Source organism: Glycocaulis sp. (assembly GCF_051859565.1).
In the GTDB taxonomy this organism is placed as follows: Bacteria; Pseudomonadota; Alphaproteobacteria; order Caulobacterales; family Maricaulaceae; genus Glycocaulis.
In genome coordinates, this window is record NZ_JBHYFK010000002.1 from 67,757 (window position 1) to 86,030 (window position 18,274).

Annotated in this window: 13 protein-coding genes; 10 read left to right on the forward strand and 3 right to left on the reverse strand. The window is 65.4% G+C overall.

All coding sequences use genetic code 11. From position 1 onward, the window contains the following. Positions 1-14 precede the first annotated feature (14 nt). From ACTIGC_RS02915 to trxA, 4 genes are all read left to right on the forward strand, one after another. Positions 15-719: a nucleotidyltransferase family protein gene (locus tag ACTIGC_RS02915; protein WP_439632992.1), complete on the forward strand. Its 705-nt coding sequence runs from the start codon at positions 15-17 to the stop codon at positions 717-719. Beyond that, the gene (addB, locus tag ACTIGC_RS02920; protein ID WP_439632993.1) at positions 716-3,811 is read left to right on the forward strand and encodes a double-strand break repair protein AddB; all 3,096 of its coding nucleotides are present in this window, start codon (positions 716-718) and stop codon (positions 3,809-3,811) included. Before ACTIGC_RS02915 ends, addB begins: the two co-directional genes overlap by 4 nt. Next, the gene (gene addA, locus ACTIGC_RS02925) at positions 3,808-7,497 is read left to right on the forward strand and encodes a double-strand break repair helicase AddA (RefSeq protein ID WP_439632994.1); all 3,690 of its coding nucleotides are present in this window, start codon (positions 3,808-3,810) and stop codon (positions 7,495-7,497) included. Before addB ends, addA begins: the two co-directional genes overlap by 4 nt. Positions 7,498-7,571: 74 nt before the next feature. Then, positions 7,572-7,892: a thioredoxin TrxA gene (gene trxA / locus ACTIGC_RS02930; protein ID WP_127568655.1), complete on the forward strand. Its 321-nt coding sequence runs from the start codon at positions 7,572-7,574 to the stop codon at positions 7,890-7,892. A 225-nt stretch (positions 7,893-8,117) separates the two neighbouring features. Here the strand turns inward: trxA and pyrF are convergent, their stop codons facing one another. The 3 genes from pyrF to ACTIGC_RS02945 form a co-directional block, all read right to left on the reverse strand. Next, positions 8,118-8,807: an orotidine-5'-phosphate decarboxylase gene (gene pyrF, locus ACTIGC_RS02935; RefSeq protein ID WP_439632995.1), complete on the reverse strand. Its 690-nt coding sequence runs from the start codon at positions 8,805-8,807 to the stop codon at positions 8,118-8,120. Continuing rightward, positions 8,804-9,634 (reverse strand): SDR family NAD(P)-dependent oxidoreductase, encoded by an 831-nt coding sequence (locus tag ACTIGC_RS02940; RefSeq protein WP_439632996.1) that lies wholly within the window; start codon positions 9,632-9,634, stop codon positions 8,804-8,806. Before ACTIGC_RS02940 ends, pyrF begins: the two co-directional genes overlap by 4 nt. Positions 9,635-9,705: 71 nt before the next feature. Next, entirely contained in the window at positions 9,706-11,046 is a 1,341-nt protein-coding gene (locus tag ACTIGC_RS02945) for an alpha/beta hydrolase family protein (RefSeq protein ID WP_439632997.1), read from the reverse strand. A gap of 73 nt (positions 11,047-11,119) precedes the next feature. Between ACTIGC_RS02945 and ACTIGC_RS02950 the strand changes: the two genes are divergently transcribed. From ACTIGC_RS02950 to nth, 6 genes are all read left to right on the forward strand, one after another. Continuing rightward, positions 11,120-11,401 (forward strand): autorepressor SdpR family transcription factor, encoded by a 282-nt coding sequence (locus tag ACTIGC_RS02950; RefSeq protein WP_127568647.1) that lies wholly within the window; start codon positions 11,120-11,122, stop codon positions 11,399-11,401. Next, positions 11,398-12,102, forward strand: coding sequence for an SdpI family protein (locus ACTIGC_RS02955; protein ID WP_439632998.1), 705 nt, complete (start codon positions 11,398-11,400; stop codon positions 12,100-12,102). The genes ACTIGC_RS02950 and ACTIGC_RS02955 overlap by 4 nt, the downstream gene beginning before the upstream one ends. A gap of 108 nt (positions 12,103-12,210) precedes the next feature. Next, entirely contained in the window at positions 12,211-13,437 is a 1,227-nt protein-coding gene (locus tag ACTIGC_RS02960) for an argininosuccinate synthase (RefSeq protein ID WP_439632999.1), read from the forward strand. A 52-nt stretch (positions 13,438-13,489) separates the two neighbouring features. Beyond that, entirely contained in the window at positions 13,490-14,761 is a 1,272-nt protein-coding gene (locus tag ACTIGC_RS02965) for a hypothetical protein (RefSeq protein ID WP_439633000.1), read from the forward strand. 67 nt (positions 14,762-14,828) lie between these two features. Then, positions 14,829-17,249: a DNA translocase FtsK 4TM domain-containing protein gene (locus ACTIGC_RS02970; protein ID WP_439633001.1), complete on the forward strand. Its 2,421-nt coding sequence runs from the start codon at positions 14,829-14,831 to the stop codon at positions 17,247-17,249. Positions 17,250-17,453: 204 nt separating this feature from the next. Next, complete coding sequence (gene nth / locus ACTIGC_RS02975) at positions 17,454-18,146, forward strand: endonuclease III (protein WP_439633002.1); 693 nt, start codon at positions 17,454-17,456, stop codon at positions 18,144-18,146. Positions 18,147-18,274: the final 128 nt, after the last annotated feature.

Consider the following 18,274-nt stretch of genomic DNA (forward strand, 5'->3'; position numbering starts at 1 on the left):
GGCCGTCGCGCGCCATGGTGATGGCCGCAGGGCTTGGCACGCGTATGCGCCCTTTGACCGATGACCGGCCCAAGGCGCTGGTGGAGGTCAATGGCCGCGCCCTGCTGGACTGGACGCTGGACGCGCTGGCGCGTGCCGGCGTGTCTGACGCCGTGGTCAATATCCACCATTTCGCCGAGCGCATGCGCGCCCATCTAGCAAGCCGGGATGGCGCGCTACGCATTCACATTTCGGATGAGACAGACCAGCTGCTCGAGACTGGCGGCGGGCTGGTGAAGGCTGCGCCGTTGCTGGGCGGTGATCCGGTGTTTGTCGCCAATATCGATGCCTTCTGGGTCGATAAGGACGGCGCAGAGCTGGCCCGGCTGGCAGACGGGTTTGACGCAGGCACGATGGATTTCCGCCTGCTGCTGGCACGCAAGGGCAATCTTCTGGGGCTCGAAGGACCAGGCGATTTCGCCATGGACGCGCAAGGCCGCCTGCAGCGCTTTTCCGATGCGCCCGCCGGAGCCGAGCCGCTCTTCTATGCTGGCGTGCAGGTGATGCATCCGCGCGTACTGGAGGGCTGGCCGTGCGAGCCGTTCTCCACCAACCGGATTTGGGACGTGGCGCTGGCGCAGGGCCGTGTGACCGGGCAGGTGATGGACGCGTTCTGGATGCATGTCGGCGATCCGCAATCGCGGGACGCGGCAGAGAATCGGTTACGCTCGCGGGCATGAGCGAGCCGCCCGGCATATTCGATACACCTTCCCCGCGTGTCTTCACGCTGGCGCCCGCGGCGGATTTCCTGAAAAGCCTCGCGCGCACGCTGGTGGCCGAATTCCCTGACCCCGAAGCGCTGGCGGGTGTCACCGTATTATTGCCGACGCGACGGGCGGGCCGGGCGCTTGGCGAGGCGTTCAGCGCCATACAGGCCGAAAATGGCATCAGCGCCGCCATATTGCCGCTGATCCGCCCGCTGGGCGATGTCGATGCGGATGAGCCGCCGTTTGAACCGGGCGAGCTTGAGCATCTGGCCCTGCCGGCAATCAGTGCTGCGCGCCGTCGCTTCGAGCTGGCCAGCCTGATCCTTGCCCGCGAGGAAGCGGCGCGCCGGGAGATGACGCCCGATGGCGCGCTGGTGCTGGCTGATGCGCTGGCGGGTCTGCTGGACGAGCTGGCATCAGAAGAAATTACCGGCCTTGGCGCGCTGGAGGATCCGGCGGTGCGTGCAGCCCTGCCCGCCGACCGGCAGGAGGCGGCGCTGTTTCTGGACATCGTGCTGGAGCAATGGCCGCTGCACCTCAAGGCGCTCGGCCTGACGGACCCGGCTGCGCGGCGTTCGACGCTGCTGAATGCGCTGGCCGACCGCTGGCAGGAAAGCCCGCCGCCGGGGCCGGTCATTGCGGCTGGCTCCACAGGCTCCATCCCCGCATCGGCGCATCTCTTGCGCGTCGTCGCCGGCCTGGACCGCGGCGCGGTCGTGCTGCCCGGCTTTGCCGGTTTCATGGATGAGGCAAGCTGGAAGGCGATTGATGAAGGCCACCCCCAGCGGGCCATGAAGGCGCTGATCGGGAGTATCGGGATTGGCCGCAATGATGTGAAGGAATGGCCTCTGGCGCCGGTAAGGGTGGCACAGGAAACCTCCAGCCCGGACAGGCATGAGGCACGCGCGCAGGCGCGTGCGCGGCTGATTACGGAGGCGCTGCGCCCCGCGGACGAGACAGCCGACTGGCTCAAACGTATCGGCGTGCTGAGCGAGGCCTGGGGAGGCGATGTCGTCGGGCTGGGTATACATGGCCTTTCAACCATTGAAGCGCGCGATCCGGCCAGCGAGGCGCGCGCTATCGCGCTGGCCTTGAGAGAGACGCTGGAGACGCCGGGCAGGACGGCCATGGTGGTGACGCCCGACCGGGCGCTCGCACGGCGCATCACCACCGAGATGAGCCGCTTCGGCGTGGAGCTGGACGACAGCGCGGGCGAAGCCTTGAGCGATACCGCGCCCGGCGCCTTCCTGATGCGGGTTCTGGAGTGCGCGGGCGATCCCGGCTCTGCATTGGCGCTGGCGGCTCTGTGGGCCTCGCCGCTCTTCGCGCTGGGTGAGAAACGCCCCGCCCTGATGGCCGATATTGCGGACATGGAACGCCAGACATTGCGGGGGCGCAGGCCCGGCAAAAGCTTCGCCGATGTCATGGCGCGCGTGGAGACAGGCAAGACGCCGCGCTGGCTGGAGATCATTGCCCGTATCGAGGGAGCGCTGGCGCCCTTGCTGGCACTGGAGGGAGACCAGCCTGCCCGCTCGTTCGCGCAGGCACTGGCGCAATCTGCCGAGAATCTGGCCGCCAGCGATACCCTGCCCGGCGCAGACCGGCTATGGGCAGGCGAGGCAGGCGACAGCGCAGCCGGGCTGATGCGCGAATTTCTCGATGAGGCAGAGGCTCTGCCTCCGCTGTCCTTGCGGGCCTTTACGCGCGTGTTTCTGGAAACTGCGCGTGGACGGCGGGTGCGCCCGCGTTCGGGAACCCATCCGCGTCTTGCCCTGCTGGGGCCGCTGGAAGCGCGCCTTCTGCATGCTGACCGCGTGATCCTGGCGGGCCTCAATGAAGGCGTCTGGCCACAAAAGCTTGGCAGCGATCCGTTCCTCTCCCGGCCGATGAGGAAGTCGGCAGGCCTGCCGCCGCCCGAACGGCGCCTCGGCCTTGCTGCGCACGATTTTGCCGAGCTTGCCTGTCTGCCCGATGTCATTCTGACCCGTTCCAGCAGCGCTGATGGCGCGCCCACGGTCGCCTCACGCTGGCTGTGGCGGCTGCAGACGCTGACGCGCGGCGCGTTGGGCGCTGAGACGGCAGGGGAGGCCCTCGAACCGGCATATGATTATCTGGCGCTTGGCGCGCGTCTGGACCAGCCGGACGCGCCGACACAGATCGCCGAGCCGCTACCGCGCCCGCCTGTGGAGGCCCGGCCCACCTCGCTGTCGGTTACGGCGATCGAGAAATGGGTGCGGGATCCGTATTACATCTATGCCCAGCGCATACTGGAACTGGATGTGCTCGACCCGCTGGACCGTGAACCCGGCCATGCCGAGCGCGGCACGGCCTGGCACAGCGCGCTGGAGCACTGGGTAAAGGAGCTCGGTGACCGCCCCAAACTGCCTGATGACGCGGTTGAAACGCTGATCTTGCTGGGTGAAACGGCCTTGCTGGAGGCAGGCTTTACCGAAAGCGAAATGGCCGTGGAGCTGGCTCGCTTTGCCCATAGCGCCCGCTGGATGGTGGAGGCGGAGGCCCGCCGCCGAAGCGAAGGCAGCTTGCCTGTGGCAGCCACCATCGAGGAGCGCGGGACGCTTAGCCTTTCTGCAGGCGGACGCGATTTTGTCCTGTCTGGAAAGCCCGACCGTATCGATCTGCGGGCCGGGCAGTACGAGGTGATTGACTACAAGACGGGCAGCATGCCCGGCGTGGATGAAGTGTTGGCCGGCTTTGCGCCGCAAATGCCCTTGCTGGGCGCGATTGTGCGCGCAGGCGGCTTCAAGGATGTGCCGCCCAAGGCGCTGGGCGGGTTTGTCTATCTCAATGTGAAGGGCACGAAAAAGCCCGGCGAGGAACGGCGCATCCAGTCGAAGGAGGGGCTCGACGTCGATGCGCTGGCCGATCAGGCGCTGGAACGCCTGCAGCGCTATGCGGCGAAGTTCGCTGACTCCGGGCACCCTTATGAAAGCCAGCCCCGAAGCAAATGGGTCAATCGCTATGGCGATTACGATCATCTCGCCCGGCGGGCTGAATGGTCGACCGCCCCGGATGCCGACAATCCGGATGCGGAGGATAGGTCATGAGTGCGCCCGGCTTTGATCCTGCCGTCGCGGCTTCCGCCACCACCGCGCAGCGCGCGGCGGCCGATCCGCGCGCCAGCGTGTTCGTGGAGGCCAATGCAGGCTCGGGCAAGACGCGCGTGCTGGTGGACCGGGTGGCACGCCTGCTGCTGGAAGGCGTGCCGCCGGACCGCATCTTGTGCGTGACCTTCACCAAGGCGGCGGCGGGCGAGATGCAGACCCGGCTCTTCCTCAAGCTGGGCGACTGGTCTGTCATGGCCGACGAAAAGCTTCGCGCCGAACTGCAAAAGCTGACCGGCGAGGAGGCTGAGCCGGACGCGGGGCGTCTTGCCGAGGCGAGAAAGCTGTTTGCGCGCGCGCTGGAAACGCCGGGCGGGCTGAAAGTGCAGACCTTGCATGCGTTCTGCGACTCGCTGCTGCGCCAGTTTCCGCTGGAGGCCGGGCTGCCGCCGGGCTTTGCCACACAGGAAGACGCCCAGAGCGCGCGGGTGCGCCGCGAAGCAGAACTGCGCCTCTATGAGACAGCCCGGCGCGACCGGGGAGGCGCGCTTGCAATGGCCATCGAGGCCATCACCGTGCGCGCCGGACCGACTGGCTTTGAGGAGATATTCAAAAAGGCCGCACACCAGCGCCATCGCTTGTCGGAGCTGTTTGAACGGGCGCAGGGCGAAGGTCCGCTGATCGCCGAGGCTGCACGCCTGCTGGGCATTGATCCGGATACGGATGAGGTGTGCCTGAAGGCCGGTTTCATTGCCGGGCTGGATCTGGATGCCGTGCAAAGATGCGCTGACGCGATAGCGGCATCCACGGCCAAACATGCCGAAGCGGACGCGGACAAACTCTACGCGCCCCTGCGTCTTGCGCGGGCGGGGGAGGTGGACCGCGCCTTCGATGCCTATTGCGGTTTCATGCTGACAGGAACCGGCACGTTGCGCGCCTCGCTCTTTGTGAAGAGTGCGGGCGAGGCCTGCCCGGAGCTGATTGGTCTTTTCGGTCCGGAGGGCAGCGAACGGGCGCGCATGGAGACGGTACTGCGCCAACTGACGGCTACGCGCCTGCACGTCCTGACATCGGCAAGCCTCACCCTCGCGCGGGCCTTTCTCACTGAGTATGAACGGCTTTTGACACGCGAGCGGGCGGTGGATTTCGCCGATCTGGTGGTGCGGGCCTCGCGCCTTCTCGGCACCGCCGAGATGGCGGCCTGGGTGCGCTACAAGCTCGATGGCGGGCTGGAGCATATCCTTGTGGACGAGGCGCAGGACACCGCGCCCGAACAATGGGATGTCATCGATGCTCTGTCGGCGGAGTTTTTTGCCGGAGAGGGCCGGGAACGGACGGGTGCGCTTGCCCGCACCGTGTTCTGCGTGGGCGATGAGAAGCAGTCCATCTATTCCTTCCAGAACGCTGATCCGGCCCGCTTCATGGCGCAAGGCACCAAGCTTGCCGGCCTCGCCGAAGGCGCGCAGCTGGAGTTTGTGAAGCCGGAGCTGAAAACCTCCTTCCGCTCCGCGCCGGAAGTGCTGGAAGCGGTCGATCTCGCCTTTGCCGATATTCGCGAGAGTCTGGAAACCAAATTCCTGCCCGCCGCACCGGAAACCAAGCTGCAGGATGACCGCGAACAGACGGTGGAGGTCGCGCCAGCCGCCGGCACCCAGCCCTTCATGGCCTATCGCGGGCACGAGGCGGCGCGGCGTGGCACGCCGGGCTGCGTGGAGATTTGGCCGGTCACGCCTCGACTGCCCAAGGGCGAGGATGACAGCCTTGATGAGGAGGCCGCCGGCCCGGTCGACAGGGCCCGGTACAACTCCCCGCGCAACCAGCTTGCAGAAGCGGTGGCGCAGGAGATCGCCAGCATTATCGAACGCGGTGATGCGGTGTGGGAGGAGAAGCCGGAATGGCACCAGCGGGCGGCAACGCCGGGCGATGTCGTCATACTGGTGCGCAAGCGCGGCGGGCTGTTCATGGAGATCATCCGTCAGCTGAAAATCCGGAATGTGCCGGTGGCGGGCGCGGACCGTATGGTTCTGCCCGATCAGCTCGTCGTGCAGGACATGCTGTCGCTGGCCCGTTTTGCCCTGCAGCCGGGCGATGACCTGGCGCTGGCCGAAGTGCTCAAAGGCCCGGCCTTCCATCCGGTAGGCGCAGAGGCGCCGCCGATTGACGACGATGTGCTGTTCCGCCTCGCCCACAAGCGAAAAGGCTCGCTCTGGGAGGCGCTCCAGCGCAGCGATGATCCCGCGCTCAGCGACGCGATAACGGCGCTAAAGGCTTTGCGCGGGCGCGTCGATACGCTGACCCCTTATGCCTTCTTCGCCAGGTTTTTGAGTGAGGCGTCCGATACTGGCGAAAGCCGCGCGGCGCGCATTTATGCGCGCCTGCGTGAGGAGGCGCGCGATCCGCTGGAGGAGTTCCTCTCCCGCGCGCTCGCCCATGAGCGCGAAGGCGCGCCTTCGCTTGCCCGTTTCATCGATGCCATCACCCGCTCCGATAGCGAGCTGAAGCGTGACCCCGAAGGCGGGCGCAACGAGGTGCGCGTGATGACCGTGCATGCCGCCAAGGGGCTGGAGGCGCCTATCGTCTTCCTGCCCGATACGACCAGTCCGGCTTCCGGCCGCCATCCGCTGATCGAGGATCACGAGGAAAGCGGGCTGCTCTGGTCTGAGAATGACAGCTTTGCGCCCGACATCATCACCGCGCTGCGGGACGCCTGGAAGAAGGATCAGGAGCACGAATCCCTCCGCCTGCTCTATGTGGCGATGACGCGTGCGCGTGACCGGCTGATTGTCTGTGGCCATGCCCATGGAAACGCCAAAGAGCCAACGCCGGAGAGCTGGTATGGCCGTCTCGCCGCCGCCTGGCAGGGTGAAGGCTGGCGCAGCGCAGAGACGGCGATTGACGCCATTGCGGCCCTTTATGAATGGGAAAATCCTGTGCAGGCCCGGCGCTATGGCGTGGACGTTCACCCGGCCCTGAAGAAGGCGGACGAGAAGGACAGGCGTGTCGCCGATCCCATCTGGCTGCGCACGCCAGCCGCGCCGGAAACCATTGCCGCGCGCGCCATCGCCCCCTCACGCCTTCTGGCCGGGCTGGAGGCCGGGGGAGAGCCTGCTGGCCTTTCTCCACTTGCAGCAGGCGGACGGGCGCGTTTCCTGCGCGGTACACTCATTCACAAGCTTTTGCAGACCTTGCCTGATCTGCCACCCGCCGGGCGCGCCGATGCAGCGGCCCGCCTGCTGGCCCGTCATCAGGAGCTGGATGAGGCGGAGCGCGCCGCGATTGCACGCGAAGCGCTGGCGGTTCTGGCGGACCCGCAGTTTGCGCCTCTGTTCGGTCCCGGTTCACGCGCCGAGGTGTCGCTGAGTGGCACTGCGCCGGGCCTGCCGCCGGGTGTGCGCGTCAACGGCCAGGTGGACCGGCTGCTGGTCACGCCGGAGGCCGTGCTGGTGGTGGATTTCAAGACCAACCGCCCGCCGCCCGACAAGGTAGACGATGTGGCATCGGCCTATCTGGCGCAGATGGCAGCCTACCGGGCATTGTTGCGCGTGCTCTACCCGGGCCGGGCCGTGCGCTGCGCGCTGGTGTGGACGGACGCAGGCCGCCTTATGGAGCTGCCCGATGCAGCCATGGACGCGGCGCTGGAGCTGGCCGCGCAGCCCGGCGCGCTTGACCGTGGGGGAGCGGCTTCCTAGGTGTACGGGCATCAAGGCTGGCCAGCGTGCCGATATCCGGGCGCTGGCTGATAACCTTCCAAGGGAGAAAGCCCATGTCGACCAAAGCGGTGTCTGACGATTCTTTCGAAGCCGATGTTCTCAAGGCGGGTGGCCCCGTGCTTGTGGATTTCTGGGCCGAGTGGTGCGGGCCGTGCAAGCAGATCTCGCCTGCACTCGACCAGATCGCTTCCGAGCACTCCGGCAAGATCACGGTCGCCAAGGTGAATATCGACGAGAATCCGATGACGCCGGGCAAGTATGGCGTGCGCGGCATCCCTACCCTGATGATCTTCAATAATGGCGAGCTGGTCTCCACCAAGGTGGGCGCCATGGCCAAAGGCAAGATCGAGGAATGGATCAACGCGACGATCTAGGCTTCTCGCTTATCGGCGATTTGAAAAACCCCGGACGGTGACGTCCGGGGTTTTTGTTTGGTTATGCGATGAATGTGGTGTCCTCCCCCGTTTACGGGGGAGGTGTCAGCGTAGCTGACGGAGGGGGGAAACTTTTCTTTTCAAAATCCCCCCCTCGGTCCTTCGGACCACTCCCCCCGCAAGCGGGGGGAGACATCGCGTAGGCCATGACAGTCAGGGACTCTTTTAAACCCCCGCCATCTCTGCATTGATGGCCAGCGCGGCTTCTCGCGGATCGGGCGCGGCATTGACGGGGCGGCCAACCACGATGCGCGTGGCGCCCATCCGAATGGCGTCTGCGGGCGTGGCGATGCGCGCCTGATCGTCTGCCGCGCTGCCCGCCGGGCGGATCCCGGGCGTAACAATGTCAAAGCCGTCTCCGAAACGCGCGCGCAGTTCTTCGGCCTCGTGGGCGGAGGCGATGACGCCATCGCAGCCCGCTTCGAGCGCCTGCTCGGTGCGCATCAGCACCAGATCGCGCGCGCCATAGGCAAAGCCCATCTCTTTGAGCATGGCGTCGTCATAGGAGGTCATCACGGTGACGGCGAGGAGCTTTAACCCTGTGCCCTCGCGGCCCTTGTGCGCGGCGCGCATGACCGGCGGTTCGGCATGGATGGTGAGGTAATCAGCCCCTGACGGCGCGATGGAACGCGTGGCCTTTTCCACCGTGGCGGAGATGTCGTGCAGCTTGAAATCCAGGAAGACGCCGTGCCCGGCACTTTTAAGCTCCCGGCACAGATCCATCCCGCCGAGCGGAAAAAGCTGCAGGCCGATCTTGTAGAAGCAGCCCGCATCGCCAATCGCCGCGACCAGGTTTTTGGCCCCTTCAATCGTTGGCAGGTCCAGCGCGGTGATCAGACGGGCATCGGCGCTCACGGGTTCGCTCCTCCGGCCCGCGCGGTCATCCGCCTTTCCTGTGCCCGCATGATGGCCCGGCCCAACGGGTCAGGCAGCACTTTCGACATCGCAGTGAGGAATTTGTACCAGGCGCCCGGCACGCGCAGCACGATGCCGCGCTCCACCGCGTCATACCCGGCGGTAGCCACTTCCTCGGCGGTCAGCATCCAGAATTTTGGCATTTGCGAGACAGTCGCCCGCGCGCCGTTCACATCATGAAATTCAGACCAGGTGTAGCCCGGCGCGACCGCGCTCACATGCACGTTCTTGCCCGCCAGCTCCAGATGGAGGGCTTCGGAGAATTTGATGAGCAGGCTCTTGGCGCCAGGATAGAGCGTGCCGGAAAAGCGGGTATGCGCGTTCGCGCTCGGCAGAAGGGCCGAGACCGACGACACGTTGATGATCCGGCCAAAGCCACGCTCCGCCATGCCCGGCGCCACCAGATGGGCGAGCGCAAGATAGTTGGTGACCATGAGCTGCAGGAAGCGGGCCTGGTCGGTCCATTTCGTCTCTGTGAAATGGCCAGGCTGACCGGCGCCCGCATTATTGACCAGGCCATCAATCTGGCGGCCGGCATCCTCAACCGCCTTGACGATCTCCTTGGGCGCGTTTGCCTTGGAGAGGTCGACCGGGATGATGAGGCTGTCCACGCCAAAGCGGGCCTTCATCTCCTCGGCGAGCTCTTTCAGCCTGTCCTCCCGGCGGGCGACAAGGGCCAGATCCCAGCCCTTGCTGGCAAATTGCCGCGCGAAGGCCGCCCCGATTCCTGACGAGGCTCCAGTTACAACCACCAGACGGCGGGCCATGGCATCGCTCCTTGTACTGTCCGCATTGCGCGGAAAGTGGCGATGCCCGGCCGCCTTGTCCAGATCAGGTGTTAGCGGCCTGCACTGCAGGCCTCGGCAATGATCTCTCCCGCCCCATCGGCGATGAGGGCCAATGCATCGGGCGACATGGCGTGCGGGGCGCTGACATACTCAGCCGGAGAGCCGGTTTCGCTGGCCTGAAAGAGATGGTTCACGCCCGGCACGGTGGCGAGGGTGGTAGGCAGTCCGGCGCGCGCCTCGCGCATGCGCTGCGCATTCACCTCGGCTAGAACCTGAAGGTCATTTCCGGCGAACATGCCGAGCACTGGCCTGTCATAGCCGGCGAGGGCGGCGGCAGGGTCAAGCGCAGCGGCTTCCTGTACGTATTGCTGGCCCCAGAAGGCGGCCTGCTGGCGGGCGGCCTCTGCAGGGATGCCGTGCGCGATGAAGGCCGCTTTCACGGCCTCCACAGCCTCGCCCGGCGGGGAGGCGCGCAACGCTTCCAGCATGGCCAGCTGGCGGGCGCGCGTTGCCTCGATGACCTCCTCGCTGGCGCCCGTTACGCGGTTCATCGCTTCGCCCTGCTCCAGCAGGGTCTCCTCCAGCGTTCCGGCTTGCGGGGCCAGCGCGATGATGAAATCGGGCTGGCTGGCATCTGGCAGCAGGAAGGCGATAATGCCGCCCTCAGAATGGCCCAGAATGCCGGTGCAGCGCGCGTCCACGCCGTCTGCCGCGCGCAGGAAGGCCAGTGCCGCGCCTGCGTCCGAGCCCAGTTCGTGCGGGCCGGTGGCCGGGGTGTTGTCCGAGCCGCCCATGCCCCGGTCATCAAGGCGCAGGCTGGCAATGCCGGCCTCAGCCAATGCCTCGGAGAGCACGGCAAAAATCCGGTGATTGCCGATGGTGACATCGCGGTCCTGGCTGCCCGACCCGTTCAGCATCAGCACGGCCGGGTGCGGGCCATCGCCCTCCGGCAGGCGCAGCGTACCGGCAAGACGTACGCCTGCATCGACGAAGACTTCGCTTTCGCCTGGGGCCAGTTCCGGCCCGGTGGCTTCGACCGCGCCGCGCGCCATCTCCAGCGGAAACTCTGCCCCGCCCTGCGAGAACGTGCCGGCAAGCCGCCCCTCAGTCAGGGTGGCGATATAGCGCGCGCCCATCGCCGCCATCTGAAGATCGATCTGCGGATACTCAACGTCCAAGTTCGAGACCGGGATGGCCGCGCCGCCCTGATCGACCGAAACCATGACAGCGCTATAACCGTCCTCGTTTTCCTCGATGCGCAGTTCCAGGCGCAGCTGCGCCGCGCCTACATCAAGCACCCCATTCCACACGCCTGAAAAGCGCTCATCACGCGCTTGCGCGCCGGCCGTGATGGCGATGACGGTCAGCACCGCCAGAATTGTCCGTACCATGTGTGTTCCTCCCTGTATGACCCTATAATTAGCATTGCAGCTAATTAGTGCATAGGCTAATTAAAAGCCTGTCATGGATGTATTTGATGCTCTTGCTCACCCCGTCCGCCGGGACGTGCTCCGCCTCCTGCGCGGCGGGCCGATGAGCGCTGGCGATCTGGCCGGTCATTTTGACGTGTCCAAGCCGACCATGTCGCGCCATTTCGCGACGCTGAAGGAGGCAGGCCTCATCCAGGCGGAGAAGACCGGCCAGACCATCCGCTACAGGCTGAACACCAGCGTTGCTGACGAAGCGGTGGCGCTGGTCATGGGGCTTCTGGGGCCGCGTAACAGGAAAGGGAGTGCAGAAGAATGATTCGCCGGGGACTGATGCTGAGCCTGCCGCCCTTTCTGATCATGCTGGCGCTGGCCGTGTGGGGCTGGGTGGCGACGCCGGAGGGCGCGCAGGTGCCTGTGCATTTTGCTGCTGATGGCAGTGTAAACCGCTATGGCTCCCGGCTGGAGGCGTTCGGTGTGATGCCGCTCATGGCACTTGGCCTGTGCGCGCTCTTTGCACTGCTGCCGGTGCTCGATCCGCGCGGCGGCAATCTGCGCCGGTCACGCCCTGTTGTGCTGGTCAGCTGGGCTGGGGCGGTATGGCTTCTGGCGCTGGTTCAGGGTGTCATCACCCTGACGGTGACTGGCATACTGGCCGATGCGAGCTGGATACCGCGTCTTGTGGGCGTGGCGGTCGGGGCGTTGTTTGTCGGCATTGGCAATGTGCTCGGCAAGGCACGGCCCAACTGGTTTGTCGGTATCCGTACACCGTGGACGCTGTCTTCGGACCGTTCATGGGACGTGGCCCATAGATGGGGCGGGCGGCTGTTCGTGCTGGCGGGCCTGGTGAGTATCGGCGCCATGCTGGTTCTGCCGCTGACGGCAGGCTTCATCGTCCTGCTGGCGGCGACGCTGGGCGCCGCCCTTGTTCCGGCGGTTCTCTCCTACTTCGTCTGGCGTGGCGATCCTGACCGGGAAACCTATAACGCGCCGCGGTCCGGAGGCGACGATCCGCAGTAAGGCGCGGCAGGGCTTGCGCGCCAGTGGCAAGAGGGCTTTATGAGCGGCGTGTGCGGCGCTAGGTTGCCGCGCTGCAACATGCCCTCTCGCGCCAAGGATCACCGCCCCATGTCCAAACCCGTCAAGAAAATCGTGCTGGCCTATTCGGGTGGTCTCGATACCTCGGTGATCCTGAAATGGCTGCAGGACCATTACGACGCCGAAGTGGTCACGTTTACTGCCGATCTGGGGCAGGGCGAGGAGCTGGCACCGGCTCGCCGCAAGGCCGAGAAGGCCGGCGTAAAAGAGATTTATATCGACGATCTGCGCGAGGAGTTCGTGCGCGATTACTGCTTCCCCATGGTGCGGGCCAATGCCGTCTATGAGGGCCAGTATCTGCTTGGCACGTCGATCGCGCGCCCTCTGATCGCCAAGCGACTTGTCGAGATCGCCCACGAGACCGGCGCGGACGCCGTGGCCCACGGCGCAACCGGCAAGGGCAATGATCAGGTGCGCTTCGAGCTGGGCGTAGCCGCCCTCGATCCGGACCTCAAATGCATCGCGCCGTGGCGCGAATGGGATCTCAACTCGCGCACCAAGCTGATCGAATATGCCGAAGCCAACGGTATTGAAGTGGCCAAGGACAAGCGCGGCGAGGCGCCCTTCTCGGTCGATGCCAATCTCTGGCACACCTCCTCTGAGGGCAAGATTCTCGAAGACCCGGCGGAGGAAGCCTCCGACATCGTCTATCAGCGTACCAATGACCCCGAAACTGCGCCGGACAAGCCGGAATACCTGACTATCGGGTTTGAGCGCGGCGATGCGGTGTCGATCAATGGCGAGGCGCTTTCCCCTGCCACCCTGCTGACGAAGCTCAACGAGTATGGCCGCATTCACGGCATTGGCCGTCTGGATCTGGTCGAGAACCGCTTTGTCGGCATGAAATCGCGCGGCATTTACGAGACGCCGGGCGGCACGATCCTGATGATGGCCCACCGGGGTATCGAACAGATCACGCTGGATCGCGGTGCGATGCATCTCAAAGACGAGCTGATGCCGCGCTACGCCAAGCTGCTCTATGAGGGCTTCTGGTTCTCGCCTGAGCGCGAAATGCTGCAGGCGGCCATTGACCACTCCCAGCGCCATGTGTCCGGCGAGGTGCGGCTGAAGCTCTACAAGGGCAGCGTTACGGTGGTGGGCCGGTCCTCCCCCGCCACGCTCTACTCGCTGGCCCACGTCACCTTCGAGGAAGACATGGTCTACGACCAGAAGGACGCGGAAGGCTTTATCCGCCTCAACGCCCTGCGCCTGAAGCTGATGGCCCGCCGCAAGCGCGTACTGGGGGAGAATGACTAGAGCAGCCATTGCGGCTTGCCATCAGGGACGGTGAGGGCAAACCTCCCGTCCCATGATCACACTTGCTCTTGCCCTTGCGGCCTCGCTCGCCCTGTCTGACACACCCGCGCCCGGTTCGCTTCTGGACCAGTCACAGGCCCTGCGGGCTGAAACGCGCCTGCTCGCTGCTGAAGGCGACTGGGCCGCAGCGGCTGAGGCCAATGCCGGGGCGCTGGCGCTTCAGCCGGGGCATTTCGGACTTTTGACCAATGCCGTGGCGCTGGCGGCCAATGGCGGCGATCTGGACGGGGCGCTAGATGCGCTCGAGGCGCTGATCCGGGCGGGGTTCAGCCTTGATCTGGCAGCCGCGCGCGGGCTGGAATCGGCACTGGAAGAACATGCACCATCCCGGCTTGCGGCCTTGCGTGAACGGATGGCACAGAATCTCGTACCTGTCGGCCGGGCTGAACGATATCTGTCGGTGCCTCTTCCCGATGCGCTGGTCGAAACCTTCGCTGTCGATATTGATGCAGAGCGGCTTTACCTCGGCACGGTCGCTGATGCGTCCATCTATGCCGTGCGTCTGGATGACCCGGGTAGTCCTGAGCGCCTGGCTGGGCCGGAGGACGGCATGGGCTCGGTGTTCGGCATGGCGCTCGATGGCCGCAACCGCCTTCTCTATGCCGCCACCGCGCGTACCGCGCTGACACCAGAAGGCCTGCCGGGCGAGCGTGAGACCGCCCTTATCGCCTTTGACCTCTTCACGGGCGAGATTTCTGCGCGCCATACAATGCCGGGTGCCGGGCGTTTCTCCGATGTCGTGGTGCAGGACGGGATCGTCTATGCCAGTGACAGTGTGGAGGGGCGGATCTACACGCTGACCGCGCCGCGCAACACGCTTGAAATCTATGCTGAAGATAGCCGGTTCGCCTCCTTGCAGGGGCTGGCTCTGGCGCAAGGCGCGCTGTGGGTGGTGGACTATGCCACGGGGCTCTGGCGCATCGATCCGGTCAGCCGGGAAGCCAGCCGTGTGGAGGTGCTAGAAGGCAGCCTGATCGGCTTTGACGGGCTGACGACCGATAGCTATGGCGAGCTTTACGGGGTACGCAACGGCGTGCAGCCGCACGGCGTCTTTCATATCGCGCTGGAGCCATGGGGCGGCGGCGCGCGCGTGCGTCCGGTCCTGACCGGCCACAGGGATTTTGACGAGCCTACTACCGCGCGTGTGTCCGATGGCCGGCTGTTCGTTCTGGCGAATGCGCAGTGGGAGCTGTTTCCCGAAGATGGCTCGCAGCCGCAGCGTGAGCGGCGCGATCCGGTTGTCCTGCACATGCCGGTGCCCTGAAATTCCGGTTTTTGATTAACCGGCATTTACCAGCCGGGAAGATTTGCCCCTCACACTGGCGCGCGACATGGCCAGACGACCAAGCTCTTCCCGCGCCGCCAGCAGCGATGCGCCCCTGCCAGCCCGTGCCGGGCTGTTTGCGCGCGTGCGTGCCGTGCTGATCGGCGGCGCGATGAGTTTTCTGGGCGCACTGACCCTTATCGCCCTGTTCAGCTACAATCCGTTTGATCCGAGCCTCAATGCCGCCACCGGCCAGAATGTCAGTAATCTTGCCGGGCCATCTGGTGCGATAGCCGCCGATCTGCTCCTGCAGACAATGGGCTGGGCCGGGGCATGCCTGGCGTTGATGGTGCTGGGCTGGGGCCTTATCCTCACCCTGCAGGGGCCTATCCGGCGTCCCTTGCCGGTGGTGCTGTTCCGTATCGTGTGCGGCGCGTTTGCGCTTTGCGGTTTTGCCGCAGCGGTGTCGGCCCTGCCGGTGCCATTGAGCTGGCCGTTCGCATCGGGTCTGGGCGGTCTTCTCGGGGACAGTCTGTTATCGGGCGTGTCCGGACTTGCGGTGCAGGCCGAGATTGCCGGGGCCAATGCGATTGCCGCCGTGCTCGGCCTTCTGGCGGCCATTCTTGGCACGTTTTTCTGCTTCGGCCTGAACACACATGATCTGGCTGCAGCCAGTGCGGCTGCCGTGCGGGTGTGGGAGACGGTGCGTGGCTGGACGCGGCGCCTGATGGACGAATTGCCGGCCAGCTGGCGCAGCGCCGATGACCGTCCGCTGGAGATATCCGGTGAGGCACGCGCCGAGAACGCCCCGGCCATTTTGCGTGGCGGCCGTGCGCCGGCGGCCGGGATGGCCACGCCGCGCCGTGCGGGGCAACCGGATGCGCGCACCGCGCCGGATGTGAAGATTGCGCCGAAAGGCAAGCCGAAGCCCTCTGACCGCGAAGCGCGCGAGGCACAGGCCGCTTTGCCGTTCAATTCCGGCTCTGACTTTGAAATGCCGCGCCTTGATCTTCTGGCGAAGGCAACCCCGCGCAAGGACGAGGTGGACGCCGACGGGCTGCGCCAGAATGCCGAATTGCTGGCTGCGGTGCTGGGCGATTTCGGGGTGAAGGGCGAGATTGTCGAGGTCCGTCCCGGCCCGGTCGTCACGCTCTACGAGCTGGAACCAGCACCGGGCGTGAAGACCAGCCGCGTCATCAATCTGGCTGATGATATTGCCCGCTCCATGGCCGCTGTCGCCTGCCGCGTGGCCGTAGTGCCGGGGCGCAATGCCATTGGTATCGAACTGCCCAATACCCGCCGCGAGACAGTATTCCTGCGCACGCTGCTCTCCTCCTCCGGCTTTGAGAAGAACCGCGCCGAACTGCCGCTGGCGCTGGGCGAGACCATTGGCGGGGAGCCGTTCACCGCTGACCTGTCGCGCATGCCGCACCTGCTGATCGCGGGTACGACGGGTTCGGGTAAGTCGGTCGGTATCAACGCCATGATCCTGTCGCTGCTCTACCGGCTGCCGCCGGAAGAGTGCCGCATGATCATGATCGATCCCAAAATGCTGGAACTCTCCGTCTATGACGGCATTCCCCACCTGCTCTCGCCGGTGGTGACTGACCCGAAAAAGGCGGTCGCCGCGCTCAAATGGACCGTGCGCGAGATGGAAAGCCGGTATTTGCGCATGTCCAAGGTCGGCGTGCGCAATATGGCCGGCTTCAACGAGAAAGCGGCTGAAGCGCGCGAAGCTGGCGAGATGCTCAGCCGCACCGTGCAGACGGGTTTTGACCGCGAGACCGGCGAGCCGGTCTACGAGACCGAGACCATTGAGCCTGATCACATGCCCTATATCGTCGTGGTGATCGACGAGATGGCCGATCTGATGATGGTGGCGGGCAAGGAGATCGAGGGCGCGGTGCAGCGTCTGGCGCAGATGGCGCGCGCTGCCGGTATCCATGTCATCATGGCCACCCAGCGTCCGTCGGTCGACGTCATCACCGGCACGATCAAGGCCAACTTCCCGACCCGGATCAGCTATCAGGTCACTTCCAAGATCGATTCACGCACCATTCTGGGCGAGCAGGGGGCCGAACAGCTCCTCGGTCAGGGCGATCTCCTGCTGATGGCCGGGGGCGGGCGGATACGCCGCCTGCACGGGCCGTTTGTCTCCGACCGCGAGGTGGAAGAGGTCGCCAGCTTCCTCAAAAAGCAGCGCGCGCCGGAATATCTCGATGCCGTCACCGAGGATCTCGATGAAGAGGGCGGTATTCCCGGTCTCGATGGCGGGGAGGGCGGCTCGGGCGATGATCTCTTCGATCAGGCTGTCGCGGTGGTCGCGCGCGACCGCAAGGCCTCGACCAGCTATATCCAGCGCCGCCTGCAGATCGGCTATAACCGCGCCGCCTCGCTCATCGAGCGCATGGAAGATGAAGGCATGATCGGCCCGGCGGATCATTCCGGTAAGCGCGAGATCTACCTGCCGGAGCGGGAGCGGGTTTAAGCAAGTAAGGCTGTACACCCTGATGTCTCCCCCCGTTTACGGGGGGAGTGCCCCTGAAAGGGGCGAGGGGGGGATAATCGAAACAAACTCCCCCCTCCGGTCCTTCGGACCACCTCCCCCGTAAACGGGGGAGGACATCACCTTGCCGCAACCAACCCCACCCCGCCCTTGCCCTCGCTGCCCGCTCCCGCTAGCTCCACTGCCATGAGCGAAAAGCCAAACCCCCGCAAAAAGCCCGCCCCGCGTGCGATACCGCGCAGTGATGCGGCGGCGATCTTTGAAACCCTGTCGCGCATCATGCCCGAACCGAAGACGGAGCTGGAATACACCAACCCGTTCACGCTGGTCGTCGCCGTGGCGCTGTCGGCGCAGGCCACCGATGTCGGGGTCAACAAGGCGACCCGCCGCCTGTTTGCGGTAGCCGATACGCCCGAAAAAATGCTCGAGCTCGGCGAGGACGCGGTGCGTGAGCACATCAAGACGATTGGCCTCTTCCGTAACAAGGCGAAGAATGTCATCGCGCTTTCGCGCATGATTATCGAAGAATTTGGCGGCGAGGTGCCACAGACTCGCGACGAGCTGATCCGTCTGCCAGGTGTCGGCCGCAAGACGGCCAATGTCGTGCTGAACGAGGCGTTCGGCCAGCACACCATAGCCGTAGACACGCACATCTTCCGCGTCTCCAACCGCACCAGGCTGGCTCCGGGCAAGACACCGGACGAAGTCGAGGCAGGGCTGGAACGGATCACCCCCGCAGAATACCTCAAAGGCGCCCATCACTGGCTGATCCTGCACGGGCGCTATGTGTGCAAGGCGCGAAAGCCGGAATGCTGGCGCTGCGCGATTGCCGAGTATTGCCGCTTCAAGCCGAAGACCCCGCAGCCGGGCCAAGGCTGAGCCCTCGCCCGCGCGCGGTGCGATTTGAGACGCATGGTCAAGTGATTGGCGCGATATTGAGACGCCTGTCCTAACGGCGGGGCGAGGTCACGGTTAATTTTCCCCTACCAGAAAGCGCCCTTCAGGGC